The organism is Qipengyuania sp. HL-TH1 (assembly GCF_036365825.1).
GTDB lineage: Bacteria > Pseudomonadota > Alphaproteobacteria > Sphingomonadales > Sphingomonadaceae > Qipengyuania > Qipengyuania profunda.
This window is the reverse complement of record NZ_CP142675.1, coordinates 2245484-2271595: the sequence shown is the minus strand read 5'-3', so window position 1 is coordinate 2271595 and position 26112 is coordinate 2245484. Positions and strand designations below refer to the sequence as shown.

Annotated in this window: 22 protein-coding genes; 12 read left to right on the top strand and 10 right to left on the bottom strand. The window is 61.8% G+C overall.

The features are described 5' to 3' along the window. Positions 1–33 precede the first annotated feature (33 nt). Genes VWN43_RS11700 through VWN43_RS11690 form a run of 3 tightly spaced genes read right to left on the bottom strand, consistent with a single transcriptional unit; the run spans position 34 to position 4091 of the window. Positions 34–2460 (bottom strand): TonB-dependent receptor, encoded by a 2427-nt coding sequence (locus VWN43_RS11700; protein ID WP_219150310.1) that lies wholly within the window; start codon positions 2458–2460, stop codon positions 34–36. 60 nt (positions 2461–2520) lie between these two features. Next, positions 2521–3585: a FecR family protein gene (locus VWN43_RS11695; protein WP_103025098.1), complete on the bottom strand. Its 1065-nt coding sequence runs from the start codon at positions 3583–3585 to the stop codon at positions 2521–2523. After that, the gene (locus tag VWN43_RS11690; RefSeq protein ID WP_158246677.1) at positions 3582–4091 is read right to left on the bottom strand and encodes an RNA polymerase sigma factor; all 510 of its coding nucleotides are present in this window, start codon (positions 4089–4091) and stop codon (positions 3582–3584) included. The genes VWN43_RS11695 and VWN43_RS11690 overlap by 4 nt, the downstream gene beginning before the upstream one ends. Before the next feature lie 777 nt (positions 4092–4868). On the opposite strand from VWN43_RS11690, the gene VWN43_RS11685 reads away from it, so the two are divergent. Beyond that, a complete protein-coding gene (locus tag VWN43_RS11685) occupies positions 4869–5432 on the top strand; it encodes a DJ-1/PfpI family protein (RefSeq protein ID WP_219150309.1) in 564 nt (187 codons plus the stop codon). A gap of 269 nt (positions 5433–5701) precedes the next feature. Here VWN43_RS11685 and VWN43_RS11680 read toward each other — a convergent pair whose 3' ends face one another. Both VWN43_RS11680 and VWN43_RS11675 read right to left on the bottom strand, forming a co-directional pair. Continuing rightward, positions 5702–6118 (bottom strand): SRPBCC family protein, encoded by a 417-nt coding sequence (locus tag VWN43_RS11680; protein ID WP_219150307.1) that lies wholly within the window; start codon positions 6116–6118, stop codon positions 5702–5704. Beyond that, a complete protein-coding gene (locus VWN43_RS11675) occupies positions 6105–6491 on the bottom strand; it encodes an ArsR/SmtB family transcription factor (RefSeq protein ID WP_225982191.1) in 387 nt (128 codons plus the stop codon). The genes VWN43_RS11680 and VWN43_RS11675 overlap by 14 nt, the downstream gene beginning before the upstream one ends. Here VWN43_RS11675 and VWN43_RS11670 point away from each other — a divergent pair. Further along, positions 6435–6881 carry a TetR-like C-terminal domain-containing protein gene (locus tag VWN43_RS11670; RefSeq protein WP_233457398.1) on the top strand — a complete coding sequence of 149 codons (447 nt, stop codon included), beginning with the start codon at positions 6435–6437 and terminating at the stop codon, positions 6879–6881. The genes VWN43_RS11675 and VWN43_RS11670 overlap by 57 nt on opposite strands. Before the next feature lie 283 nt (positions 6882–7164). Here the strand turns inward: VWN43_RS11670 and VWN43_RS11665 are convergent, their stop codons facing one another. After that, complete coding sequence (locus VWN43_RS11665; RefSeq protein ID WP_054526861.1) at positions 7165–7782, bottom strand: TetR/AcrR family transcriptional regulator; 618 nt, start codon at positions 7780–7782, stop codon at positions 7165–7167. A 137-nt stretch (positions 7783–7919) separates the two neighbouring features. Here VWN43_RS11665 and VWN43_RS11660 point away from each other — a divergent pair, with 137 nt between their 5' ends. The 7 genes from VWN43_RS11660 to VWN43_RS11630 all read left to right on the top strand — a co-directional run bounded on the left by VWN43_RS11660 (position 7920) and on the right by VWN43_RS11630 (position 15310). Further along, on the top strand, positions 7920–9005 hold the full coding sequence (locus VWN43_RS11660; protein WP_054526860.1) for a catalase family protein: 1086 nt from the start codon (positions 7920–7922) through the stop codon (positions 9003–9005). A 25-nt stretch (positions 9006–9030) separates the two neighbouring features. Further along, complete coding sequence (locus VWN43_RS11655; protein ID WP_050599578.1) at positions 9031–9726, top strand: hypothetical protein; 696 nt, start codon at positions 9031–9033, stop codon at positions 9724–9726. Between the two features lies 1 nt (position 9727). Further along, positions 9728–11116: a Dyp-type peroxidase gene (locus VWN43_RS11650; protein ID WP_320181610.1), complete on the top strand. Its 1389-nt coding sequence runs from the start codon at positions 9728–9730 to the stop codon at positions 11114–11116. Then, positions 11113–11532, top strand: coding sequence for an acyl-CoA thioesterase (locus VWN43_RS11645; RefSeq protein WP_054526858.1), 420 nt, complete (start codon positions 11113–11115; stop codon positions 11530–11532). Before VWN43_RS11650 ends, VWN43_RS11645 begins: the two co-directional genes overlap by 4 nt. A gap of 767 nt (positions 11533–12299) precedes the next feature. Further along, positions 12300–12881 (top strand): ANTAR domain-containing response regulator, encoded by a 582-nt coding sequence (locus VWN43_RS11640; protein WP_067674905.1) that lies wholly within the window; start codon positions 12300–12302, stop codon positions 12879–12881. Further along, on the top strand, positions 12878–14086 hold the full coding sequence (locus VWN43_RS11635; protein WP_067674908.1) for a CmpA/NrtA family ABC transporter substrate-binding protein: 1209 nt from the start codon (positions 12878–12880) through the stop codon (positions 14084–14086). Before VWN43_RS11640 ends, VWN43_RS11635 begins: the two co-directional genes overlap by 4 nt. A gap of 39 nt (positions 14087–14125) precedes the next feature. Beyond that, positions 14126–15310, top strand: a complete 1185-nt coding sequence (locus VWN43_RS11630) for a molybdopterin molybdotransferase MoeA (protein ID WP_067674911.1) — start codon at positions 14126–14128, stop codon at positions 15308–15310. On the opposite strand, the gene mobA is transcribed toward VWN43_RS11630, so the two are convergent. Next, positions 15297–15881, bottom strand: a complete 585-nt coding sequence (gene mobA, locus VWN43_RS11625) for a molybdenum cofactor guanylyltransferase (protein ID WP_067674914.1) — start codon at positions 15879–15881, stop codon at positions 15297–15299. The two genes, VWN43_RS11630 and mobA, sit on opposite strands and share 14 nt — an antisense overlap. A gap of 191 nt (positions 15882–16072) precedes the next feature. On the opposite strand from mobA, the gene VWN43_RS11620 reads away from it, so the two are divergent. Genes VWN43_RS11620 through VWN43_RS11610 form a run of 3 tightly spaced genes read left to right on the top strand, consistent with a single transcriptional unit; the run spans position 16073 to position 20726 of the window. Beyond that, positions 16073–17422 (top strand): alginate export family protein, encoded by a 1350-nt coding sequence (locus VWN43_RS11620; RefSeq protein WP_320181611.1) that lies wholly within the window; start codon positions 16073–16075, stop codon positions 17420–17422. 17 nt (positions 17423–17439) lie between these two features. Next, positions 17440–18915: a NarK family nitrate/nitrite MFS transporter gene (locus tag VWN43_RS11615; protein WP_219150303.1), complete on the top strand. Its 1476-nt coding sequence runs from the start codon at positions 17440–17442 to the stop codon at positions 18913–18915. A 50-nt stretch (positions 18916–18965) separates the two neighbouring features. Further along, a complete protein-coding gene (locus tag VWN43_RS11610; RefSeq protein ID WP_156492857.1) occupies positions 18966–20726 on the top strand; it encodes a bifunctional protein-serine/threonine kinase/phosphatase in 1761 nt (586 codons plus the stop codon). On the opposite strand, the gene VWN43_RS11605 is transcribed toward VWN43_RS11610, so the two are convergent. From VWN43_RS11605 to nirB, 3 genes are read right to left on the bottom strand one after another with little or no spacing between them, the layout of a single operon-like run. Beyond that, positions 20706–23345 (bottom strand): nitrate reductase, encoded by a 2640-nt coding sequence (locus VWN43_RS11605; RefSeq protein WP_233457397.1) that lies wholly within the window; start codon positions 23343–23345, stop codon positions 20706–20708. The two genes, VWN43_RS11610 and VWN43_RS11605, sit on opposite strands and share 21 nt — an antisense overlap. After that, the gene (gene nirD, locus VWN43_RS11600) at positions 23342–23674 is read right to left on the bottom strand and encodes a nitrite reductase small subunit NirD (protein WP_067674920.1); all 333 of its coding nucleotides are present in this window, start codon (positions 23672–23674) and stop codon (positions 23342–23344) included. The genes VWN43_RS11605 and nirD overlap by 4 nt, the downstream gene beginning before the upstream one ends. Next, positions 23671–26106 (bottom strand): nitrite reductase large subunit NirB, encoded by a 2436-nt coding sequence (gene nirB, locus VWN43_RS11595; RefSeq protein WP_067674923.1) that lies wholly within the window; start codon positions 26104–26106, stop codon positions 23671–23673. The genes nirD and nirB overlap by 4 nt, the downstream gene beginning before the upstream one ends. Between the last annotated feature and the right edge of the window lie 6 nt (positions 26107–26112).

The following is a 26112-nucleotide window of genomic DNA, read 5'->3' as shown; positions in this document are numbered from 1 at the left end:
CTGAATTGCTACGGGCGGCCTGAACTTGCTCTCTCAGAAGCTGGCCCTGACCTGGGCGCCAAACGAACGCGGTATCGGGCGGCCGGGATAGGGAAGCGAGCCAAAGGCGGGATAGGTAACGCCGTATTCGTTGAGGATGTTCTTCGCGAACAACTGAATGGAAAACCCCGAAATTTCGGTGCCGACGTTGAGGTTCAGAAGGTGCTGCGTTTCCGACAGCGCCGGAACCGCCTGGAAACTGCGGAACCAGACCTGAATTCCATCGGCAAACTGATAGTCGAGACGTGCAAATGACGGCGCATCGCCCAGATCGAACCGGTATTCTGCAGACGCCGATCCCGAGTAACGCGGTGCGTAATCGGCGCGGTCGCCGGCAAAATGCTCCACGGTCGTCGTCTTGTATTCCATGTTGTTCCAACCGCCCGTCAAAGACAGCGTCAGCGAAGGAACCGGGCGATAGGTCAGCTGGGCGTCGATGCCGTTGCCGGCCATCTTGGCACCATTCACGGTATAGGTGTTCAACCCGTTGGGCGCGGTCGCGACGGACTGGATGTCGCTCCAGACATTGCGGAACACTGCGACTTCGCCGGTGAGACGCCTGTCGAACGATTCGTATTTGGCACCCAACTCGTAAGTCCAGACGGAGTCGGGATCATAAGAGGGCGGTATGACGACCGTTCCCCCGCCGACCGAGGTCGTGTTGAAGCCGCCGCTCCGGAAGCCCTTGGATGCGGTCGCATAAAGGTTGAGCGAGTCGCTGACCAGGTAAGATATGTTCAACTTGGGCGTAAAGGCACTGAAGGTATCTGCGCCTTGATCGAGCGATGGAGTGCCAAAAATCCTGGTGGCCGAGTTGGTCGTCCGCTTGTCTTCGAAATAACGACCACCGAGGTTCAAATCCAGTCCGGAGAGCAGTTCATAGGTAAGGTCGCCGAAAACTGCCCACGATTCAGAGGTTCCTTCGGTGTCGCCGAAATAGTAGTCGGCCGGGACTGCGGTGACCGGGTCGCTTTCCCCGGATACGAGACTCGTGCTTCTCGAGTTGCGATAGAAAGCCCCGATGAGAGCGCGCAGTCCGGTCGAGCTATCATACTGAGCGCGAACCTCTTGCGAAAAGGCGCGAAAACTCGAAGCTCCGTTGAAGACATAGGAGTTCAATGTCCCCGGCTGAAGTCCCTGCAAAAGCTCGACGGTTGGTGCCAGGATATCGGTGATATCGGTGACGTTGCTCCCATTGCGCTCCTGCCAGCTTGTCGCGCTCACCAATGATACCGCGCCCAGGTCGTAGTCGAGAACGGCGCTGAAAAGATTGATCCGATTCTTGATCGGGGTCGGAACCGCATAATAGACCTGACGATCCTCGTCTGCGGTATTGTTGCCTCCCGTGTCGATCTCCTGGTGCGACGCGAGAAGGGTCGCGATGAGATCCTCGCCAAGCCTGGCCAACAGTTTTCCGCGCACGAAGTAAGAACTGCCACCATTCAGGTTCTCTTCGCCGGTGCGGGGATTGTCGATCCAGCCAGCGATACTGGTATAGCCGCCGGCTACCCGCAGCCCGAGCTGATCCTCCACCAGAGGCAGATTGAACACGCCTTCGCCACGCCAAGCCAGTTCGCCGCCTTCTACGACGCTGAGTTCGCCTAGCGCCGATCCGCTGACAGCCGAGAGCTCGGGATCATTGGTGATGTAGCGGATGGTGCCGCCCATCGCACCTTGGCCGTAGAGGGTCCCCTGCGGACCGCGCAACAGTTCCACTCGTGCAATATCGACGAGCCGAATATCGGGCCCTTGGTCGGGCGCTTCGGTGTTGAGCGGAATTTCATCGAGATACTGCCCGATCTGGGCAAGACCGCTGAACGAAGACACGCCACGGAACTGGATGCGCTGCTGGCCCGGTCCGAACTCCGAAATGGAAAGGCCAGGAACCGTGTACTGCAGATCGGTGATTGTCTCTGCATTTCGGTTGCGGATTTCCCGCTGGCTTTTGACGCTGATGGATATCGGCACGTCGAATGCGGTCTCGGTGACTTTCTGCGCAGTCACCACGATCTCGTTGCTATAGTCGTCGGCGGACTGGACCTGTGACCGCGCAGCCTGAGGGCCCTGCGCGCGCGGCACTTTCGGGCTGGATTTTACTACGTAAACGCCCTGCGCGGTCGGTTGGGCCACCAAGCCGGTGCCACGCAGTGCCAGATCCAGTGCATCCTCGGTCGAATAGCTACCTTTGACCGCACGGCTGCGCTTGCCGCGAACTTCGTCTCCATCGAATATCACCTGGGACTTCGTGATCGAGGCGATCGCGCGAAGCGCCGACCCGATATCCTGCGTGCGCAGTTCGAAATTGTAGGTTTGTTGCTCAGCCTGCGCGGGTGTGGCGCTAGCCGCAACCACGATTGTAGCCAGACCGCAAAATAGGCCAGTACGCATGGACATGATTTCCCCCCGGATTGTGGTCTTCATGGTACGATCGGTGGATCGCCCTCACACCATCTGACGCACGAGGTCGGGATTCACGCCCGATTATTTTTCGGGCAGTTTCAACTTTGCACTCGAAATCACAATCTTCTTCTCGTCCGCGCTGACCCTGACGGGGTACAGAGAGGCGACACCGCTGACGAAGGCGGCAGTATCGCCTGCATCGAACTCGCCATTGATGATCAGTCGTCCGGCAGCCGCATCACCCAGCACTATCGGAGTGTCCGAGGTCCGGTTCACCCGTTCGATCGCGAGCGATAGAGGTTCATCGATAAAGCTCAATCGACCGCCCTCCCAGCTAAGGGAACGCTCCACATCGCCGGGCGCAATCGTGGCCGTGCGAGCCTTTGTGGACAAGATCAGCTCCTGGCCGGGCATGAAGACCCGATCGCTCAAGGAGCCGTCTGCCAACAGCTTGGACGCATCCGCCAGATCGGTTGCCTCGGCCTCGTCGAGCACCGCGACATGCCCTTCGTAGAGAAATACTCTGATCTGTTGAGGCAGAAGTTCGACACTGAAGGCGGTGCCGATTGCGACAACGGTCTTGTCGCCCGCGGTTACAATGAACGGACGCAGCGGATCACTGGCGACGTCGAACTTGGCCCGTCCGCGTTCGATCGAAAGGGCGCGTCGCTCACGAGAATAAGTAACCTCGACACTGCTCGCAGCATCGAGCGAGAGCTTCGAGCCGTCTTCGAGACTGACGACCCTGCGCTCTCCGATACCGGTCGTATAGATTTCGGACTGGTTCCCAATGAACACCAGGCCGGTCAGCACGGCGAGAAGCATGACAGCGGCCGCAAAACCCGCGCCCATGTATACAAAACGCTTGGGCATTGGCTCATGCCAATCCGGCTGCCCCTCTTCCATCGCTGTTAACGCCTGCGCGCGCAGCGAGAGGAAGCCAGGCATTTCCGCTATCGCATCGGCCCCTTGCCAAACCAGAACCATTTTCTCGAACGCTTCTTCGTGGCGGGGGTCGGCACAGATCCAGGCGTCGAATTCCCTTTGTTCGGAGAGATCCAGTGCGTCTTCGGCAAGCAGGCAGCACCACTTCGCTGCCTGCTCTTCGAAGGGGGTCACACCCTCATCTTGGGTGGGAAAACTCATGGTCTTTTCTCTATCCGGCGTGCGAGCGCGACCATGGCGCGGGTAATGTGCTTCTCGACCGTGCGCACGTGGAGGGCGAAACTGTCGGCGATCGTCTGTTTGTCGATTCCCTCGACACGGTAGAGAACGAAAATCTGGCGAGTGGGCTCGGGCAGGGCCTGAATGCCTGACCACAGCGCTCCCAGTGTTTCGCGCGCTACAAGGGAGCGGTGCGGATCAAGCGGGTCGATACCCAGGCTTGTGTCCTGAAGAACCCGCGAACGATAGGCGTGACGCACACGTTGGCGGCGTGCGTGATCCCGCAAAATATTTGCGGCTATGCGAAAAATGAAGGGCTCGCTTACCTCCAGATTATCCTCGCCCTTGCGGGCGAGACGAATGAAAACCTCCTGCGTCATATCTTCGGCTTCGGCATGACTCGACACCCTGCGGCGAAAGTACGCGAGCAGTGCTGGTCGATACTGACGGCTAACCCTTTCAAGTTCGGCTGGGGCTCGCTCTGTCACGCACTCTCCTTGCCAACGTATTCATTGCCTTAAACGCGCGACCGCCCGTTATGCGCCCGCCAAACTTCTCGAACCCTAGATTGACGCCTCCATCTACACGGAATTCGTCATAGAGGGACTGCGTCGCCGCTCCATCGGTGAATCGTCGGCAGATGACCGATCGGATTTCTCTGTTCCGTTCATGGAGAGAAACATGTCCGTGCGCTCGGTTAAAGACCGACTGCTTTTTTACCGCAACTATGGAGATGCGATGCAGACCTTCGGGAGGAGATCGCAGAGGTTCTGCGTTCGCCGTGAAACATGCTCTGAAAAGCAAGCATGAGGAGCGTACCGCTAGCATACGGCATCAGGGAGCGTCGCTCGGATCGAAGGTGCGACCGCTATTGGGTTGAGAAATCCTATGCCCGAATGACCGATGTGAAGGCGCGAAGCTGCCGTTGCGCGTAATGCAATCGACGGCGACGCGGTCAAGAGCAGGTTCGATATACCTACACCCAGAGGTATGAATCCTGTGGATACGAAGATCAGAGCGGCGGGAATGACCGGAGTTGGGCCGTTAGCCGCCAGTCCGGTCTTGGGGCTGACATGCGGAAAGCCGCCCTCCCGCTAACGACCCCACCACAGTCTTTCATCGTCGGTCGCAGTAGCCTTCAAGCGGTCATAAGGACATGCCCTGCTCTTACTCGAACTTCCCCAAGGGGATGGAACCGGGCCGACCATTCACGGATTGGTGTTGGGTATTATCGTCAAAAACTCGGGAAGCCGAAGGGTTCATCAATGCGCCCCATCACAGTTGTCCTCACAGAAGGTTATTCGGACTGGGAAATTGCACCGTTGTGCGGTGCTGGCCGTGCCTTTTACGAGGCGGAATTTCGGTTCGTATCTCCAACGGGGGGCGCTCTTACGTCTGCTGCAGGCCTACCGATCGCCGAAACTGCGAGGTTCGAAGCACCGGACGATGGCGTCGTCGTGGTTTGCGGGGGTCCCGCTTTCGAGGCTGACGATGGCTTGAAAATTGGTCAAAAGTTGAGGCAAGCGCGTCAGTCAGGTTGCATCATCGCTGGCATTTGCGGTGGAACGATCGCCCTGGCCCGTGCCGGTATGCTCGATGATGTCAGCCACACATCTAACGGGCCTGATTATCTTAGGAAATACGTCGAAGCGTACTCGGGCACAGGTAGGTACGTCGATAAGCCGAAGGCCGTTCGCGATAAGGACATCATCACTGCTCCGGCCCCTGCCCCTGCGAGCTTCGCGAGCGAAGTCCTCGCGGCAGCGGGACTCGAACCTCGGAAGGCAGAAGAGTTGAAAAGCATGCTCGGCGCAGAGCATTCGAGTTAAAAGATTGGGTGAGCGCAAGGAAGGCAACACGCGAATGGAAGCCAACAACGGGTGGAAAACATGTAGGCGCGGCCACAAATATCGCGGTCCCGGCCCCTGCCCGAAGTGTTGGCCGGCTGGCGCTGCCCGTGTGCGATCGAAAGATAGTCGTTCGTGAGACTTCAACCCGCCAGGCAGCTCACTCGATGGTCCGCCAATGGGCCGCCAGCGGTCAGTCCGCTTTCTGGGTTTGGGATCGCAATTGCCGACATTCCGCAACGACCGTAATATCATTTGTCTGATAGGGTCGGGATGGTCACTAGCATGCGGTTAAGCTCTTCGACATCGTCGAACGGAGCTTGCGTAAGGGTTAGTTTCGTGCCGCTTCCGTCCGGTTCGAAGTTGATCCGCATCTCCGTCTCAGAGGCATCGGGCTCTTCCCAACGGAATGTGAACACGAGCAGGCGCGGAGGCTCGATGGTCAGATAACGGCCACCGTGCGGCAGTTCCTTCCCGTCCTCGCCGACCATGACCGCGCGCGATTCGCCGCCCTCGCGGACGTCGGCATCGAACGAGGTAGTCCTGAACTCTTTGGGTCCCCACCAGCGCACTATTTCCGTCGGATTGGTCCAGGCCGCGAAAACCTCCTGCGGCGGGGCGTCGAACCGATGCTCGAGTTCGAGAGAATGCTGCTTATCCTTGTCCATCGATGTCTTTGCCGTTGCTGCGAAGATGCGTGTCGAGACTGTCCAGACTTCCCGTCCAGAACTTGCGGTAGCGTGCGATCCAGGCCTCGGCTGCGGCTAGCGGCGCCACGACGAGGCGGCGCGGGCGACGCGCCCCCTCACGTCGCTGCTCAACAAGCCCGGCGCGCTCGAGGACAAGCAGGAGCTTGGAAACGGCGGCGAGGGTCTGATCGAATGGCGCCGAGAGATCGCTCACGGTCAACTCTCCTTCGCGCAGGTGCGTGAGCAGCGCCCGGCGGGTCGGGTCCGCCAGCGTTGCGAAGGTTCGACTGAGAACATGGCGGGCTTGCTGACGCAGGTGGCGCGGCGCAGTTACAAGGCACTGGGCAAGCAACTGGCAGGCGCGGCAGAGGGGCTGGAAGGCAACGCGGCGCTGCGCGCGCTGACCGCCGTCTATGTTAGGTTCGCGCGCGACAACACGGGCCGTTTCCGCCTGATGGGCCGCACCGACTTGATCGAATTGGAGGACGATGACCTGCGGGCTGCGGCCTATCGGGCGATGCGCCCGCTCGCCGCCGCCGCTGCCGGAACACGCGGCCTCGGCGTGCCGACCCCCGAGTTCGAGCGACTGGATCCGCGCCTGATCGCCGCCATCGCCCCCGCGCACGGACTGGCGCATCTGGCCACCGAAGGACGGCTGGCCGCGACAATGCGGTCGGGAGAGGTGGGCGCGCAGGCGCAAGACACGTTGGTGGACGAGGTTTTGCGCGCGCTGTGGCCTTGAAGCAAACCGCCCAAACCGATAGCCGCTACGCAATACTGATCACGCTGAACGCGAGCGAGCCATATGCTACGACTTCGGTTTCTTGCTGTGCCTCGATATCTGACGCTGGAGGCGCGCGCGTGTCCTACCCGCCTGCTCGGGCAAACAGGACAGCTCTCCAGCGCAGGAGGTTACCTGTACCACAATGGTGAGCACGTCTGCTGTTGAAAAACCGCCACTCGCGCGCCAAACATTCTCCCAAAATGCGTAAGATCTTACGCGGTATGGTGGCGGTCACGCAACGCTATCCGGCTGACGGTTCGCCGAACATGATCTGCCTGAAGACCTTCACGTAACTTTCTTCCGGCTGGGTGCCGTCGCCCGATCGCAAGACCGCGGTATGCCAGAGTATGAGCAAGGTTTCGGTGATGACATCGGCGGGCAAGCGGAGTGGCTGCCCAAACTGGGCGGCCAGGCCTTCGATCAGAACCCGGAACTGGGCCGTTACACGCGCCTCCGCAGCCTTGTACTGCGCGCGGAATTCCGGGTTGCGAAAGGCATAGAGCTGCAATTCCAGCGCCAGCGCCGCCCAGGCCTGGCGATCGGGGATGTGGGCTAGCCACGCAGCAAGCGTTTGCATGGCCTGGTCGATATCGGCTTCCGGGATCGAGGCGGCGAGGTCTTCCAGTCGGTCCCGCTGTTCGGCCAAGTGACCTTCCATGACTTCGAGCAGCAGCAACTCCTTGCTCTCGAAGTTCGAATAAAAGGCGCCTTGCGTAAATCCGGCGTCGGCGCAGAGCTGGCGCACGGAAAGTGCCGGGATAGAATGGGCGATCATCAGCCGCTCGGCCGATTCGATCAGCTTGGCGCGTGTTTCCGCCTGGCTTTGCCGACGCGATTTGCTGGTGGTTTCGCCGCTCATGGTGCTCGATCCGTCTCAAAAGTCCTGATTTTCGGAACCAAATTTTCAGATATCACTTGATATTTCAAATGCCCGACCAGAGGATCGGTTTCCCGTCGATCCTTTCCAGCAGGCGAAACAGGCAGGAGTTGTTGCCCATGCAGCCCATACGGTTCACCCCCGATGTCGAGCAAGTCGATCCCGACGAACAGCGGCTGACGCGCGAGATCGTCGAACAGATGAATGCGACGGCGCGCAACGCGTTCGAACGGCATCGGCACGCCCATCGCGATGCCCATGCGAAATCGCACGCGATCCTTAAGGGTAGCATGACCGTGCAGGACGGTCTGTCGGCTGAGCTTGCGCAGGGCATCTTCGCTTCTCCGAAGACCTACGAGGTCGTCGCGCGGCTTTCGTCCGCGCCGGGCGATATCCATTCGGACGAGGTTCCGGCCCCGCGCGGTTTCGCGATCAAGGTGATCGGCGTTCCGGGTGACCGGCTTTCGCCCGACATCGGCGGCGAGAACCAGGATTTCCTGATGGTGAATTTCCCGGTGCTCGCCTTCGGCACGATCCCGAAATACAAGCAGATGCTGGGTCTGCTCGAAAAGAACGCGCATGCGCCCGACTTCTTTCAGCGGCTCGTTGCCGGCGTGGCGCGCGGCGCGAAGGATGCGTTGGAAGCGGTGGGCAAGGTGCCGAGCGCGACGCTCGAGGGGTTGGCGCGCGACAACAATCATCCTCTCGGCGAAACCTATCATACGCAGGCCGCTGTCCGGTTCGGCGACCATGTAGCCAAACTGTCGCTCGCCCCGAAATCCCGATCCGTGCGCGATTTGACCGGTCGGGATCTCGGAGACGTTCAATATTCGACTATGCGCGACGTGATCGGCAATTTTTTCCGCGCGAACGGCGCCGAATATGAATTGCGCGCGCAGCTCTGCACCGATCTCGAAACGATGCCGGTGGAAGATGCGGCGGTGTTGTGGGAAGAGGAAAAGTCTCCTCATCGTGCCGTCGCCACGCTGCGCTTCGACAGCCAAGGCCCCTACAGCCCGCCACGCCAGGTGTTCGGCGACGATGTATTGTCGTTCAATCCATGGAACGGCGTCGAGGCGCATCGTCCGCTGGGCGGCATCATGCGCATTCGCCGCGCGGCCTACGAACGGTCCAGCGCCTATCGTCACACCCAGAACGATCGCCCGCGCATAGAGCCGCAGGCCCTGTCCGACATTCCCGATTGACCACCAAGCGCAAAAGGAGCGCGCCATGACCAAAAGCATCGATCCGCGTCTTGCCGATGAGAGCAAGCCCGAAGAAATCCGCCGCCGTGCGCGCGAGCTGGCAGAAGACTTGCCGCAGCTGGCGAAAATTGCGCTGGAAGCGATGATCCGTGACCACAATCCCGATTACAAGGGCACTGCCAACAAGGCGGGGCGCGCAGGCATGCAGTCGGGCAATGTGTCCGAACTGACTGCTATCGCCAAGGTGAAGCCGGGCGGGGCGGATCGCCTGCGCCGGATCTTCGATCTGACCAACGGCAATATGGACGGCGCGCAGCGCGTGTCGACCTTGCACGATATGCGCTTCGTTTTCTTCGACGACGATACGCGGATCCTGTTCGCCACCACCTATGATGGCGATTGGGACACTTACATCAACGATTTCGCCACCAAGATTCCCGGCTTGATGGACTTGCTCTTCGCCAACATCGAAGGATGGCCGGGCATCGACAGTCCCGAGGTGAAAGACTTCATCGCCGATCACCAGATCGATGCATCGGGCTGGTTCGTCGCAAATCCGCAGGTGACCGTTGTGGATACTCGCCGGTACCAGCGGATGGAGCACGCGCTGGAGGACTTCCTCGAAAAATCCCGGGCGAATGCAGATATGGATCCCGCCACCCGCCAGGCTCTCGACGAGCTGAGCACGGCTATCGCGCAACCCGAGGGCGTGGATTATTGACATGGGCATTCTCCAAGAACTTTCCGCCCGCTTCCGTCCCGACAAGGTCAAGCTCCAGCTCGACGATATCCAGGCGCTGATCCTGCGATCCCGGCCCGAACCCTATGTCGGCATCCATTCGATGATCCATGTCGACGAGGCCGCGGGTGGTCGGGATCTTTTACGACGCTTGGCCGCCCATATCCCTGCTGCATCGGGGTGGACGGATGAACTAGATTCGTGGACCGGCGTCGCCATCAGCTACGATGGCTTGAAGGCACTCGGGCTGCCGGAAACCTCGCTGGGGAGTTTTCCGCTGGCCTTCCAGCAGGGCATGGCCGCTCGTGCCGAGCAACTACGCGATTTAGGCGAAAACGCGCCCGAAACATGGGAGGATCCCTATCGCCCCGGCACCTGCCATATCGCATTGACCATTTATGCGCGCGACGACGATGCGCTCGACGGCGTGCTGGCAAAGGCCGAGGCCGAACTGGAAAAATCCACCGGCATCACGCTGATCGGTACGCACCGTTTCGGTGCCGACGAGGACGCAAAGAACCCCTTCGGCTTTCGCGACAGCATTTCGCAGCCGTTGGTCGACGGGAGCGGGGTCGACCCCTTGCCCGGTCAGGAGCGCGCTATCGCGCCTGGAGAATTCATCTTGGGCGAGGACAGTGAGACCGGCAGCCCGCTCGCCATGCCGCAACCCGAACCGCTTGGGCGCAACGGGTCATACATCGTGCTGCGCAAATACCAGAGCCGGGTCGGCGCCTTCAACGACTTCCTGCGCGGACAATCCGCCGACGAAGCCGAGCAGGATTATATCGCCGCGAAAATGTTCGGCCGGTGGCAGAGCGGTGCGCCATTGCCGCTTGCGCCGGAACGGGATGATCCGGAGCTCGGTGCCGATCCGCAGCGCAACAACGACTTCTCTTACGAAGACGATCATCGCGGCCTTGTCTGTCCGCACGCCGCGCACATGCGCCGCCTCAATCCGCGCGACAGCCAGCTTACGATCCTCAGCGACGTGAACATCCACCGCATTATCAGGCGCTCGTCTACCTATGGACCGAAATGGAGCCGCGACGTGACATCCGAAGTCGATGCGCAGGAAGATCGCGGGCTGTTCTTCATCTTCATCAGCGCCAGGGCCTTCGATACGATCGAATTTCTCCAGCAGGAATGGATCAACCGTGGCAACTTCGTCGATCTGGGCGAAGAACGGGATCCGGTCGTCGGCCTGCACCAGACGCCCGGGACCTTTACCATTCCCGAAACGCCGGTGCGCCGAAAAATCGATGGCGTGACCACCTTCAACCGGCTGCGCGGCGGGGAATACATGTTCATGCCCTCGCTAACGGCGCTGCGCTGGATTGGCGATGGCGCATGGGAAGAAGGCGCGAGCCCATGAACCCACAGAGGGGGCAGGGGGGCGGTTCGGCTTTCGTCTATCCCATCACGGTCGGCCCTGATGCGATCGACGAGCTCGATCACGTCAACAATGCGGTCTATCTGACCTGGGTGCAGCAGGCGATCACCGCCTATTGGGTCGCACATGCGCCGGCGGAGGAGGTCGCAAAGATCGCATGGATCGCCCTGCGCCACGACATCAAATATCGCAGCGAGGCGTTTCTCGACGACCAGCTCGAGGCGAAAGTCCTCCTCAGGGGCTTTCGTGGTTCCCGCTCGCAATTCGAAATACAGTTCAGCCGCGGCAGCGTGTCTGTCGCCGAAGTGGACACGACCCTGTGCTGCATCGACCGAGAAACACGGCAGCTGCACCGCATCACGAACGAGTTGGCGAGGCATTTCGCCATTGTAGCTTAATGCACACGGCTTTTTGCCCTTTTTCTCCGAGCCATTTGACAATCCCAACGCGAAGGCGCGAGAACTGTATAAGTTCTATTAATCGCAGCCCCACAACTATCCCCGTTCTAGCGAGGATACCGACCCGTTATCGTTGCATTTGTTATGCAATGCCTCGGCGCTGCCGACCAAGGCGGTCGCAATAGGTGCGCACATTTGCAGCGATCCCTTGTGCTGAACCGACGCCCACTCTCGGGGGGGACAGCACGCCGATCGCAAGGAGTGGTTGCTAAGGTGCGAAGCTGCCATCTGGGCTGATGCTCACGACAGGCAGCTTTCGGAAAAGATTCAAGCGAGCTCAAATGGCCGACATGAGGGCGCGAAGCTGCCGTTGCGCGTAATGCAATCGACGGCGACGCGGTCAAGAGCAGGTTGGATACAGCTACACCGGTCGTGTGGAAGCCTGTGAATAGGCCGATCAAATGGCAGAGATTGGGCCGTTAGCTGACAGTCGGGAATTGGTGAGAAAATCGGCTTTTCTGCCGCTACGGCATGATTTCCTCAGCCTTCGACATGAGCTGGATTCAAGGTGATCGAAAGCACGCAAGCTGGTCTCCGATCTCGGCTTTGCTCACGAATGGAGATGGCCAGGAGCACAGACGCGCTGCAGGTGCCAGAGTTCGCTGACACCGGAATGTGCGTCGGAAAAATACTGCCTCGGAGCTGCTCGAAGTCATTATTTCTACCTGCGGCTTGCGCATCTCAATGCTGCGCTGCACAATCAGCGGATGCGGATTGCGGTGATTGATGAGAGCCGGGCACGGGCCACCATAATAGAGGAAGGCCTGCGCGCCTTCGAAGGCTCGGAAATCTTCGTTCTCTCTGAGCGCAAGGGTCTGCTGTCCCGCATTGCCGAAATCGAGCCGGACATCGTGCTGATGGATCTCGGCAACCCCGCGCGCGACGTGCTGGAAGAATATTTCGCCGTCAGCCGAGCGCTGGCGCGGCCCATCGCGATATTCGTCGATGAAACCGATGACCAGGCGATCGCGGCCTCGATCGATGCAGGCGTATCGGCCTATGTCGTCGATGGGCTTTCCGCACCGCGTATCCGGCCCTTGCTGGATCTGGCCGTCAAGCGGTTCCATGCCTTCGCCCGTCTGGAAGAGGATCTGGCCAAGGCGCGCGGACGATTGCACGAGCGCGATCAGATCGATCAGGCCAAGCGGATTCTCATGGCCGAGCGACGCTGGACCGAACCCGAAGCCTATGCCGAATTGCGACGCAAGGCGATGGATTCGAACAAGCGGATCGCAGCGATCGCCGAGGCTGTGGTGACGGCGCACGAACTGATGAAAGGGGATCGATGAGCGAGAAACTGACCATTGGATTCCTGCCGCTGGTCGATGCCTGCCTGCCTATTCTGGCGCGGGAACTGGGATTTGCGGAAGAGGAGGGGCTGGACCTCGCACTGACGCGCGATGTCACCTGGGCGACCGTGCTCGATCGACTGCTCTATGGCCATACCGATGCCGCGCACATGCTCGCGCCTCTGGCCATCGCGACGACCATGGGCATCGGGCGACCGCCACAGAAGCTTGCTGCGCCATTCGTGCTCGGCCTCAATGGCAATGCGATCACCCTGCGAACCGAATTGGCGGATGCGGTTTGTCCCGAGCCGGTCCTCGGCGATCCGGCCGCTGTCGGCGCGGCGTTGGCGAAGCAGGCTGAGAAGGCGGCTGCGAATGGCCGCACGCTGCGGTTCGGCGTGGTACATCGCCATTCCTCGCATAATTACATGCTGCGATACTGGCTGTCCGCCTGCGGCATTCGCCCCGATGTCGATATCGAGATCGTCACCGTGGCCCCGCCGTTCAGCGCGGATGCACTGGAATCGGGCGAGATCGACGGGTCTTGCGTGGGCGAGCCGTGGAACTCGGTCGCCGTGGATCGCGGCGCGGGGCGGATCGTTCTGGCCACCGCGCAGATCTGGCGGCGGGGCGTGGAAAAGGTTCTGGCGGTCAAGGAAGCGCGCCTTGGGGAACGATCCGAGGCGGTCGAGGGGCTGATTCGCGCCATGCGACAGGCGGGCAAATGGTTCGTCGATCCGGCGAACAGGGAAAGCGCCGCCGCAATTCTCGCCCGACCGGAATATCTCGACGGCTCGGCAGAAATAATCGGTCGGGACATCGCCGATGAGATTGTGCTGGAGGCAGGCAGGGGCACAAGCTCCTATCCGGATTTCATGTTCCAGTACAACGAAGCGGCGAACTTCCCGTGGATCAGCCAGGCGAAGTGGCTCTATTCCCAGCTCATTCTCTGGGAAGGCAAGCCATTCGACACTGGCGATGCGGAGCGCGCCGGGCGCGTTTTTCGTCCGGATGTCTATCGGCAGGCCCTGCGCGGGACCGGAGACCTGCTGCCCGGGGCAAGTTCGAAGGTCGAAGGCAGCATTGACGGTTCGCTTGCCGTGGGTGCCGAGCAAGGCCGGATTACCTTGAGTTCGAATGGCTTTTTCGATGGTCGGATATTCGACCCCGACGAAGTCGAAGCCTATGTTGCGGGCCAGCGATGAAACTGCCGAAGATCACGGCTGATCGAAGAGGCACTCATCATGATCGCTTTTGACGAAGCCATGTCGCGGGCACTGTCGATGGTCCGCCCACTGGAAAGCGAGCGGGTCGCGGTATCCGATGCGCGCGGGCGGGTGCTGGCCGAGACTGTCCACGCCGAGATCGACGCACCCCGCGCCGATATTTCGGCGATGGATGGCTATGCGGTGCGGCTCGACGAGGCGCGATCGGGCCAAAGCCTGAAGGTAGTCGGCGAAGCTTTCGCAGGCACACCGTTCACGGCTCCGCTCGGTGAGGGACAGGCGGTGCGCATCTTTACAGGCGCGCACGTGCCTGCGGGCGCCGATTGCGTCGTGATGCAGGAATATGCGCAGCGTAGCGGGGATACGGTCACCTTCGGGCAAGGGTTCGGGCCGAGCAGGCACATCCGCAAACGTGGCGGCGATTTCGCCGCAGGTGCGCTTATGATCGAGCGGGGCACCCGTCTCTCGCCTGCCGCCATGATCGCACTGGCCGGGGCGGACAAGGCCGACGTCGCGGTCGCCCGGCAGCCGAGGGTCGCTATCATCGTGACCGGAGAAGAACTGGTCTCGCCCGGATCGGCTGCGGCCAGTGCCAACCGCCAACCGGATTCGGCAAGCTATGGGGTTGCTGCACTGGCAGAGCGTTATGGCGTGAAGATCGTGCAGATATTCCGCGCAGGAGACGATCTTGCCGCGCTCGAAGACATCGCCACCCATGCGCTTTCGCTGGCCGATTGCGTGATCGTCATCGGGGGCGCATCGGTGGGCGAGCGCGATTTCGCCAAGCCGATGTTCGCCGGTGCGGAGCTGGAATTTGCCTTTTCCAAGGTAGCGATCAAGCCCGGAAAGCCGGTGTGGTTCGGCACGGCTGGTGGGAGATATGTGCTCGGCCTTCCGGGCAATCCCGGTTCCGCATTGGTGACCGCGCGCCTGTTTGCGGCCCCCTTGCTGATCGCTTTGCAAGGTGGGGATGCTCCGGCCGAGATTCAGACCGTACCGCTACCGCTGGCGGCGGCTCTGGAACCAGGCGGGTCACGCGAAACCTTCCTTCGGGCGCGCCTCGATCAGGCTGGGCTGAAGCCCGTTGCCAATCAGGAAAGCGGCGCTCAAGCCCCCTTGGCCCAGAGCACTTGGCTGATCTGGCGCGAAGCGCATGCCCAAGCGCAGGCAGCAGGGGCGATGGTTCGTGCTATTCCCTTATGATCCGCGCTTGGGCGGCAATCAGATCGGCCTGCGTATCGATATCGGCGAAAGGATCGGCGCCTTGTTCATCCCACTCGACGCGCGCGATTCCCACTTGCTCGGCAAATCCCCATAACGAACGCCGACCCGACGCAAGATAGGCGTCGAGCGCTCGCCGGTCGCATCGCCAAAGACCCGCCATATTCTGGTCGTGCCCCGAACTTACAGGAAGCGCCACACCTGCGTCTCCGCGCGCGTCCGCCAGTCGCCGAGGCAGATCGTTGGGCAGGAACGGCTGATCGCTGGCGATCAGCAGCACGTGGGCGCAGCCGACCTCGCATGCGAAGCCGAAACCGCTGGCGAGCGCCCCGATCGGGCCCATATCGCCCCGCGGATCGACGAGCACCGGCAGATCCGTTTCGGGAGCCTGCGTCCGTTCGGTGACGGCGAGGGCAACCGGGCCGCCATAAACCGCGGCTCTTGCGATGGCTCTTTCCAGAAGCGTTTGTCCGCCAAGTGCCTGCTGTCGCTTGTCCGCGCCGAAACGTGTGGCCTTGCCGCCGCAAGCGATGATGGTCGCAAAGTCCGTCATGCTACTGCGCGAAGTTCGGATGGTGCATACGCCGATGTGAGCCAGCGGCTTTGCGAAAGTCAACGGCCCCGTGCATTTGCGGCTTGCAGTTACGGTCTATTGCATCGCACCAATGAATCACATATTAAAGTGTTGTTCCGGCGTGTGCCCAAGGGTGGGTTCACTGGAGTGTCGGAGCGAGAACTTCGAAAATGCGTGGCAATGTCGCCGCTTCGACCGATCGGGTCGCAGCGGCTTTTTTGTATGCGTGCGGGAAATCGATCCCCGACGAAGTGCGGGAGGGACTGTCCAAAGGCCGAGCAATCGGAGGCAGTTCGATGAAAAAGAGTCTGGTACTTTCGATAGGAGCGGTGATGGGATCGATCGCCAGTCCTGCATTCGCGCAAGAGAGCCCACTCCCGCCGATAGAGGTGGCAGATGGGGTTACGATCGATCCCATAGTGGCCGCGCGGCTGCGCTACGAAGCCGTGGATCAGGCCAGTGGGCTGGACGACGCCGGGGCGCTTACCGCCCGCTTGCGCGCCGGGGCGGAGATCAAGGCGGGGATCGTGTCACTGATCGCCGAAGCCGAAGGCACGCTCGCGCTGGCCGACGATTACAACGACACCTTGCCATTCAACGGCATCGAGCCGTTTCCGGTGGTTGCGGACCCAGAGAATTTCGAGCTCAATCGGCTTCAGCTTTCGGTAATGGACGAGGGCAACGGCGCGACGATTGGACGCCAGCGCATCATACTCGATAATGCCCGTTTTGTGGGCAATGTCGGGTGGCGGCAGAACGAACAGACCTTCGATGCCATCCGCGGCCAGGCGACCATCGGTCCAGCCACATTCGATGCGACCTACGCAGTCAGCCAGCGCACGATTTTCGGCGTCGATAGCCCGAATGAGCATTTCGACGGCGACTTCGTATTCCTGAATGGCGGGGTTGAAGTCGCGGGCGTGGATGCGAAAGCCTTCGCTTATCTCATCGATTACGACGATCGCATCGCATTCTCCAGCCAGACCTACGGTTTGCGCGCCAACGCCGATCTGGAACTGCCCGGCCTGTTCGCATTGAAAGCGGAGGCGAGCGTCGCGACCCAGTCGGACTATGGAGCCAATCCGGTAGATTATACCGCGCCCTATTACAGCGTGAAGCTGGGCGCGACCGTGGCTGGCTTCGGCCTCACGGCGGGGTACGAGGAACTGGGCAGTGATGGCGGCGTCGCAGCCTTCCAGACACCGATGGCTACGCTTCATGCCTTCAATGGCTGGGCAGATGTTTTCCTGAACACGCCGACCTTCGGCGTGCGCGACTATTACGTGACGGTCGGGCGCAGTTTCGGCGGCATCCGCCTGCTGCCCGGGTTCAACGCGAGCGTCACCTATCACCAGTTCGACAGCGACTTCGGCAGCCAAGACCTCGGCACCGAATGGGACGCTTCACTGGGTTTCAAGGCCGGTCCGGTCTCCCTGCTGGTGAAATACGCCGATTACGACGCGGACACTTTCGCCGTCGATACCGAAAAACTCTGGCTGCAAGCCGAAATCTCGTTCTGATACTGGAGGGCTGATCAATGTCGACTTCGTTCAATCTGTTCTCGTTCACCGGAAAGATGCGGACCCTGCATCTGACCTGGTTCGCGTTCTTCCTGACCTTCGTGGTCTGGTTCAACCTCGCGCCAATGCTGCAGGCCATTCAGGAGACGCTCGGCCTTACAAAGGATCAGGTCACCACGCTGCTGATCCTCAATGTCGCGCTGACCATTCCCGCGCGCATCGTGATCGGGATGCTGACCGACCTTTACGGGCCGCGGCGGGTCTATTCCGCGTTGCTGATCGGCGCTTCAATCCCCTGTTTCGTGTTCGCGCTTGCGGACAGCTTCCTCCAACTGGCGCTAGCGCGCTTCGCACTCGGCTTCATTGGGGCAGGCTTTGTCATTGGCATCCGCATGGTGTCGGAATGGTTTCCCGCGAACGAGCTGGGCACGGCAGAGGGCATCTATGGCGGCTGGGGCAATTTCGGCTCTGCCGCTGCGGCTTTTACCCTGCCGACGATCGCCTTGTGGTTTGGCGGCGACGACGGCTGGCGCTGGGCGATCGGGCTGACCGGGGCGATGTCGCTGGTCTATGGCTTCATCTATTACGCCAGCGTGCGCGACGTTCCCGAAGGCTCAAAATATTTCAAGCCGCGCAATGCCACTGCGATGGAGGTAACCTCCAAGGGCGATCTGTGGCTGCTGCTGGTGATGAAGGTGCCGCTTTACCTCGCGCTGGGCGCGCTTGCCTGGCGGCTGACGAATGTCGATATCTTCACCCAGGGCACCGCGTTGGCAGTCTATGTCGGACTGGCAATGCTCTATGCCTATGATGCCATGCTGGCCGTGCGCGCCAATCGCAATGTGCTGACCGGCGAAGTGCCGGAATTCCAGCGCTACAAGTTCAAGCAGGTGGCAATTCTCAATATCCTCTATTTCGCCACTTTCGGTTCGGAGCTGGCGGTGGTTTCGATGCTGCCGCTGTTCTTTGCCGACACTTTCGGTCTGTCGGCGGTCGTCGCGGGCATGGTTGCCTCGGCCTATGCCTTCATGAACCTGATGTCGCGTCCGGGCGGCGGGTTGCTGTCCGACCGCTTTGGCCGCAAGTCGACGCTGCTGATCCTGACCGGGGGCCTCGCGGTCGGCTATGCCCTGATGGGGATCGTCGATCCTACCTGGCCGGTATGGCTTGCGGTGGTCGCAGCGATGGTCTGCTCTTTCTTCGTGCAGGCGGGTGAAGGCGCTGTGTTCGCCGTGGTTCCGCTGATCAAGCGTTCGCTGACCGGGCAGATCGCCGGGATGACCGGAGCTTACGGCAACGTCGGCGCGGTGATTTACCTGATTGTCTATTCGGTGGTCGATGCCTCGACTTTCTTCATGGTAATTGCCGGGACGGCCGTAATCGGCTTCATCTCCCTGCTGCTGCTCGAAGAGCCGACGGGCGAGATCGCCGAGGTGGATGAAGACGGCAGCGTCACCATGATCCAGGTCGGGCGAACGCCGCAATCGGCCTGAACCGTCTAAGCGAGGGGAGTTGTCGTTTGCCGGATATCGACAGGAAAACCGTGCACGAACAGCTCCCCTCCAACGCGTTGAAGGCTGCCATGGGCGGCCACAGCGCCGCGGGGCAGAAGGCGCGTAACGACGATGCCATCGTCGGTAAGGTGCCGGACAATGAGTATCAGAGGCACCTGCGCGGCGTGGTCGCGTGCATCGCCGATGGGTTGTCGAGCGCGCGCAATGCCGATCGGGCGGCTCAGCTGGCGGTGCTGCAATTCACCCGCGATTTCTACGATGCGCCCGAAAGCTGGACGGTGCAGAACTGCGCGTCGCGTCTGCTCGGCTCGCTCAACAGCTGGTTTCATTCGCAAAATCGCAGCGGGATTGCCGATAACGAAGGCTTCGCCACCACGTTCACCGCGCTGATCCTGCGCTCCACCACCGCGCATATCGTCCATATCGGCGACACGCGTTGCTATCGCCTGCGAGACGGCAAGCTGACGCTGCTGACCGAAGATCACAGCGCGCCCTATCTAGGCCAGTCGGAAGTCCTCACCCGCGCGCTGGGCATCGATGCCGATATCAAGGTCGATTACCGGCTGGAGCCTGCGTGCGACGGGGATCTGTTCCTGCTGACCAGCGATGGCATCCACGGCTCGCTGGGCGTGGAAGAGATGGTCGCCATCCTTCGCGAGGCGGCTCTTGGCAACCGCGCCGACCTCGAAACGACATCGCGCGCGCTGTGCGATGCAGCGCTGGCGGCCGGAAGCACGGACAATGTGTCCTGCCTGATGGTGCTGGCTCAGGCGCTGCCGTCCGAGACTTTGTCGGAAGCGCACAGCCGCCTGACGCGGCGGACGATTCCGCCGGTCATGGAGGTCGGCAATCGCCTCGACGGGTGGCGCGTGGTGCAAGTGCTGCACGCGTCTACCCGCAGCCATGTCTACCTGGTCGAGCGGACCGAACGCGAGGGCCGATATGTGCTCAAGGCTCCTTCGACCAATTTCGCGGGTGATCTGCGCTATCTCGAGGGGTTCGTTCTGGAGCAATGGGTCGGGCGCCGCATCCGCGACCGGCAGGTCATGCAGATCCTGCCGGGCGAGGACAGCCGCTTCCTCTATTTCGTCGCCGAATTTGTCGAGGGGACTACGCTGCGGCAGTGGATGGCGGATCATCCCGAACCCTCGGTGGACGAGATATTGCCGCTGGTGCGCTCGATCGTTTCGGCGGCGCGCGTCTTTCATCGTATGAATATCGTCCATCGCGATCTGAAGCCTGAAAATATCATCATCGCGGCCGATGGCACGGCCAAGATCATCGATTTCGGTTCCGCCCAGGTGACCGGTTTCGCCGATCTGCGTAGTGAGCCGATTGCGGACTGGCCCGAAGGCTCGCTCAATTACATCGCGCCCGAATTGCTGACCGGCGGCGAGGCGAAGTCGTTGTCCGACCTGTTTTCCATCGCCGCGATCATCTGGGAGATGCTGACCGGGCAACTGCCCTTCGCCCGCGAGGGGGCTGCGCGTATCTCGACTAGCGAAGAGGATCGGCTCCGCGGAGTGTTCGACCGCCTTCGCCCCGACTTGCCTCCCGCGGTAGAGCAGGTTCTCCAGCGCGCCCTGTCGCACGATCCAGCCACGCGACCGCAGGCGATGTCGGAATTCGTCGGCGCGCTGGGCCGCGCGGGCGAGAGCACGGCGTTGATGCGGACCGAGTTCGTCCCGCTGATCGAACGCGGGTCGAAAGAGATGTGGCGAAATTGGGCACTGATCGCGACTCTTGCCGCATTGGTGCTGGCGGTTATCCTATTCGGCCGGCTCGGTTGAGACCATCGCGGCGAGGATCTGGCCAAGCTCCGCCTTGCACGACCCGCAATTTGTCCCCGCAGAGGTTGCCGCGCCGATCTGTTCGACACTGGTGAGCCCCTCGCTCTCGATCGCGCGGCGGATGGTGTTGCGACCGATGGAAAAGCACGAACACACCACCGGGCCGGGATCGGGCATGTCCCCGCGCGACTGCCCGGCAAGCGCCCATACCGCATCGCTACCCGGCAGGCCGACAAGGAAGTCGCGCATCAGCGACACGGGCTGTCGGCCAAGGTAAATCGCGGCGAGCAGAGTCTCGTCTTCGAAAAACGCCATGCGAAAGCTGCCGCGAGCTTCGTCCACCATCACCTGGGCAGGCGCATCGGGAAAGGCGAACAGCGCGCGCGCCCAGCTTTCCGGGTCGGTGGGCCGCTCCTTCCCAGCCAGCTCCGCCCGCCAGCCGGCACTGGTGCGCGCCATCGCCCAATATTCGCAGGTCGGAGAAAAGCGGTCCTGCGCTATGGCAAAGCCATACCAGCCGGCTGCAAACCGCTCCGCCCGGACCGATGCCGCCTTGCTCTCCGGCTGGCCGGACAGCGGATCGGTAACGGAAGGGACAAGCACGTCGATCCGCGATGCTGGGGCGTTCTCGCCAGTCCAGTGCATCGGCGCGAACAGCGTGCCGGGCTGCACTTCGGTGCTTTCGCGCAGCCGCAGGATTGCGCTGCCGCATGCATTGCTCAGCCGCACCATATCGGCGGGCTTCAAGTGCAGCCGCGCGGCATCTTCGGGACGCATATCGACGAAGGGTTCGGGCAGATGGGCGGAAAGGCGCGGCGAGAGCGCGGTGCGCGTCATCGTGTGCCATTGGTCGCGCAGCCGCCCGGTGTTGAGGCGGAAGGGCAGCTTGCGGCTCAGCGCGGCCTTAGGCGCGCGGTGTCTCACGGGCACTATCCGCGCGCGCTTGTCGGCGTGGAAGAACTGACCGTCTGCGAAGAAGCGACCACCTTTTTGATCAGGCGATTGCGGCCAGCGTAGCGGAGCCATCTGGTCGTAGGCCGCAGCGTCCTTGCCGCTCATGCTCGATATATCGAAGTCCAGCCCGAATTTCCCCGCAATGGCCGAAAGCTGCGCATATTCGTCGAAAATCTGCGCGGGCCCGTCCCATGCGAAGGCCTCTTTCCAGCCCATGCGCCGCCCTACCTCCGCCATGATCGCCCAGTCAGGTTTCACATCGCCGGGTGCGGCCAAGGCGGCGCGCTGACGACTGATCGTGCGGTCCGAATTGGTGACCGTGCCAGACTTCTCTGCCCATGCAGCGGCGGGCAAGAAGACATCGGCCAGCCGCGCCGTATCGGTGCGCAGCGTTATGTCGGAGACGACCACGAAAGGACAGTCGGCAATCGCGCGGCGTACACGGTCCGCATCGGGCATCGTCACGGCGGGGTTCGAGTGGACGATCCACAGCGCCTTGACGCGGCCATCGGCCACCGCATCGAACATCTCCACCGCCTTCATGCCGTTCTCGCGCGGCAGGGCCGTAGCGTTCCAGAATTGCTGCACCGCCTTGCGATGCCGTTCGTCCTTCAGCTCCATGTGGCAGGCAAGCATATTTGCTAGCCCGCCGACCTCGCGCCCGCCCATCGCATTGGGCTGACCGGTCACGGAAAACGGCCCCGTGCCAGGCCTGCCGATCCTCCCGGTTGCGAGATGGCAGTTGATGATCGCATTGACCTTGTCCGTCCCGGCGGAAGACTGATTCACCCCCTGGCTGTAGACGGTGACGGTCTTGTCCGTGCCGATCCACAGATCGTAAAACGCGGCGAGCTCATCCTCGTCGAGGCCGGTCGCATCCGGATCGTCTCCTCGGGCAGCCTTCAGAGCTTCTTTCAGCCCGCTGGTATGAGCCGCGACATAGTCCGTATCGACCGCGCCGCGCCGACTGATTTCGGCCAGCAAGCCGTTGAACAGCGCGACATCGCTACCGATCGCCAGCGGCAGGTGGAGGTCGGCCTCCGCGCAGGTCGCCGTGCGGCGCGGATCGATGACGACCAGCTTCAGCTGCGGTCGCGCGGCACGGGCAGCGGCGATACGCTGGTAGAGAACCGGGTGACACCATGCCAGATTGGATCCGACCAGCACTACAAGATCTGCCTCTTCCAGATCCTCGTAGACGCCCGGCACGGTGTCCGTCCCGAAAGCGCGTTTATGTCCCGCGACGGAGGACGCCATGCACAGCCGGGAATTGGTGTCGATATTGGCGCTGCCGATGAAGCCTTTCATCAACTTGTTGGCGACGTAGTAGTCCTCGGTGAGCAATTGGCCCGAGACGTAGAACGCCGTCGCATCGGGGCCGTATTCCTCGCGCACGCGCAGGAATTCGGCGGCGACGAGGTTCAGCGCCTCTTCCCAATCGGTATCCTGTCCCCCGATCTGCGGGGTAAGCTGGCGATCCGCGAGACCCACCGTCTCGCCCAGCGCCGATCCCTTGGAACACAGGCGCCCGCGATTGTTCGGGTGATCGGGATCGCCCCGCACCGCCAGACCGCCCGTGCCATCGGGCTTCAGCAGGACGCCGCAACCGACCCCGCAATAAGGGCAGGTCGATCGAACCTCGCCGGCTTCGACATGCTGCATCATGCCGCCGCTTTTTCTGCCAGCGCGCTCACATCCAGCAGCACGCGCCCCGCTTCGATCTTCACCGGATAGGTCGCAATCGTGCCTTCGTCCGCGCCCTGCGCCTCGCCGGTTTCGAGCGAATACGTCCAGCTGTGCAGCGGGCAGGTGACCTTGCGGCCATGCACGATGCCCTCGGCCAGCGGGCCCTGCTTGTGCGCGCAGGTGTTGGAGGTCGCGAAGACTTCTTCCTCGCCGGTGCGGAATAAGGCGATGCAGCCCTTCGCCGTTTTCACCCGGCGCGCACCGCGCAGGGGTATGTCGGCCACGGCTCCGATATCGGTCCAGGTCATTCGGCAGGCTCCATGGTCAGATCGGCAATGGGCTGGAACTTCTCCGCCTCGGGCTCGCTCGCATGCTCGGCCCAGGGGTCTTTGCGATAGACCGATTGCGAGATTTCGAAGCGTTCGTTCAGCGCGGCACGCTCGGCCGGATCGGAGAGCACGTCCTTCACCCAGTCGAGCCCGACCTTATCCACCCACTTGTATGGCCGGTCGAGATATTTGGCGTGCTCGCGGTAAAGCTGGACGAAGGCAGCGGTCCATTCGATCGCCTCTTCTTCCGTCGCCACATCGACCAGTCGCTGCGTTTCGCGCACGTCCATGCCCGCCGCGCCCGCAACGCCGATCTGATAACCGGAATCGACGCAGACGACGCCGACATCCTTGCAGGTCGCCTCGGCGCAATTGCGCGGACAGCCCGATACACCCAGCTTGACCTTGTGCGGGGTCCACGAACCCCACAGCTTCTTTTCGAGCTTAATGCCGAGGCCGGTGGAATCCTGCGTACCGAAGCGGCACCAGTCCGTCCCGACGCAGGTTTTAACCGTGCGCAGCCCCTTGGAATAGGCGTGGCCCGAAACCATCCCAGCGGCATTGAGATCGCCCCAGATTGACGGCAGGTCTTCCTTCTTCACACCCAGCAGATCGATCCGCTGGCCGCCGGTGACCTTGACCGCGGCGCCGTGTTTCTTCGCCGCCGCCGCGATGGCCAGCAGCTCGTCCGGCGTGGTCATTCCGCCCCACATGCGCGGCATCACAGAATAGGTGCCGTCCTTCTGGATGTTTGCATGGTTGCGCTCGTTGACGAAGCGCGATTGGGCATCGTCCTGATAATCGAGCGGCCATTCCGCCAGGAGGTAGAAATTGATCGCCGGGCGGCAGGTCGGGCAGCCATTGACCGTCTTCCACCCCAGTTCCTGCCACACGGCTGGCTGGCTGCGTAGCTCGCGCGCCTTGATCAGGCGACGCACATCCTCATGCGTCAGATCGGTACAGCCGCACACCGGCTTCGCGCCGCCCGCATCGAAACTGTCACCCAGAGTGACGGCGAGCAATTGTTCGACCAGCCCGGTGCAGGTGCCGCAGCTGGCCGAGGCCTTTGTCTGCGCGCGCAAAGCGTCGAGCGTGTCCGCTCCTGCCCCGATGGCCTCCACGATCTGCCCCTTGCATACGCCGTTGCAGCCACAGATCTCCGCTTCAAGCGGCAATGCTGCAACGGCTGCCAGAGGGTCCGCAGAGGCGCCTCCGCCACCCTGGAATGCCGGGCCGTAGATCAGCGTGTCGCGCATCTCCTCAATATCGGTTTGGTCCTTGATCAGGCCGAAGAACCAATTGCCATCCGCCGTGTCGCCATACATCACCGCGCCGACCAGCCGGTCGTTTTCGATCACCAGCCGTTTGTAGATGCCGCGGGCCGGATCGCGGAAGACGATATCCTCTCGCCCCTCGCCATCGGCGAAATCGCCCGCGCTGAACAGGTCGCAGCCGGTAACCTTCAGCTTGGTCGAAAGTTCGCGCATGGCAAAGGCATCGTCCTCGCCCAGCAGCGTCTTCGCCAGCACCCGCGCCTGATCGTAGAGCGGGGCAACCAGGCCGAACAGATTGCCGTCGAATTCCACGCATTCGCCCACGGCGAAGATATCGGGATCGCTGGTGCGCATCTGCGCATCTACCGTGATCGCCTTGCCGCATGTCAGCCCAGCCTCAGCACCGATCTGCCCCGCTGGCCGGATGCCCACCGCCATGCAGACGATGTCCGCATCTAGCACGGTGCCGTCCTCCAGAACTACCCGTTCGACCTTGCCATCACCCTCGATTGCCTTGGTCGAGGCCTTGAGCAGCACTTCGATGCCGCGCTTCTCCAGATCCTTTTTCAGCAGATAACCCGCCGCTTCGTCTAGCTGGCGTTCCATCAGATGGCCCATCAGGTGCAGCACGGTCACTTCCATGCCGCGCAGCCGCAGGCCCGCCGCCGCTTCCAGCCCCAGCAAGCCGCCGCCGATGACCACCGCCTTCGCGCCGGGCCGGGCCGATGCCGCGATCATGGCATTGGTGTCTTCCAGATCGCGATAGGCGACCACACCGGGCAGATCGTGTCCCGGCAGTGGAATTATGAAGGGGGCGGAGCCGGTCGCGATGATCAGCTTGTCGTAAGGCAGTTCGCCCTTTTCCCCGACCACTACCTTGCGGCTGCGATCAATGGCAACGACCTTTTCGCCGAAGCGGCAGGTGACGCCGTGTTCGGCATACCAGCCATCGTCATGCGTCACGATTTCTTCGAACGCCTTCTCGCCAGACAGGACGGGGGAGAGCATGATGCGGTTGTAATTGCCGCGCGGTTCGGCGTTGAACAGCGTGACCTCGAATGGCGCGCCCGCTTCGAACAGATGCTCCAGCACCCGTCCCGAGGCCATGCCTGCGCCGATGACGACCAGTCTTTCCATGCCTTG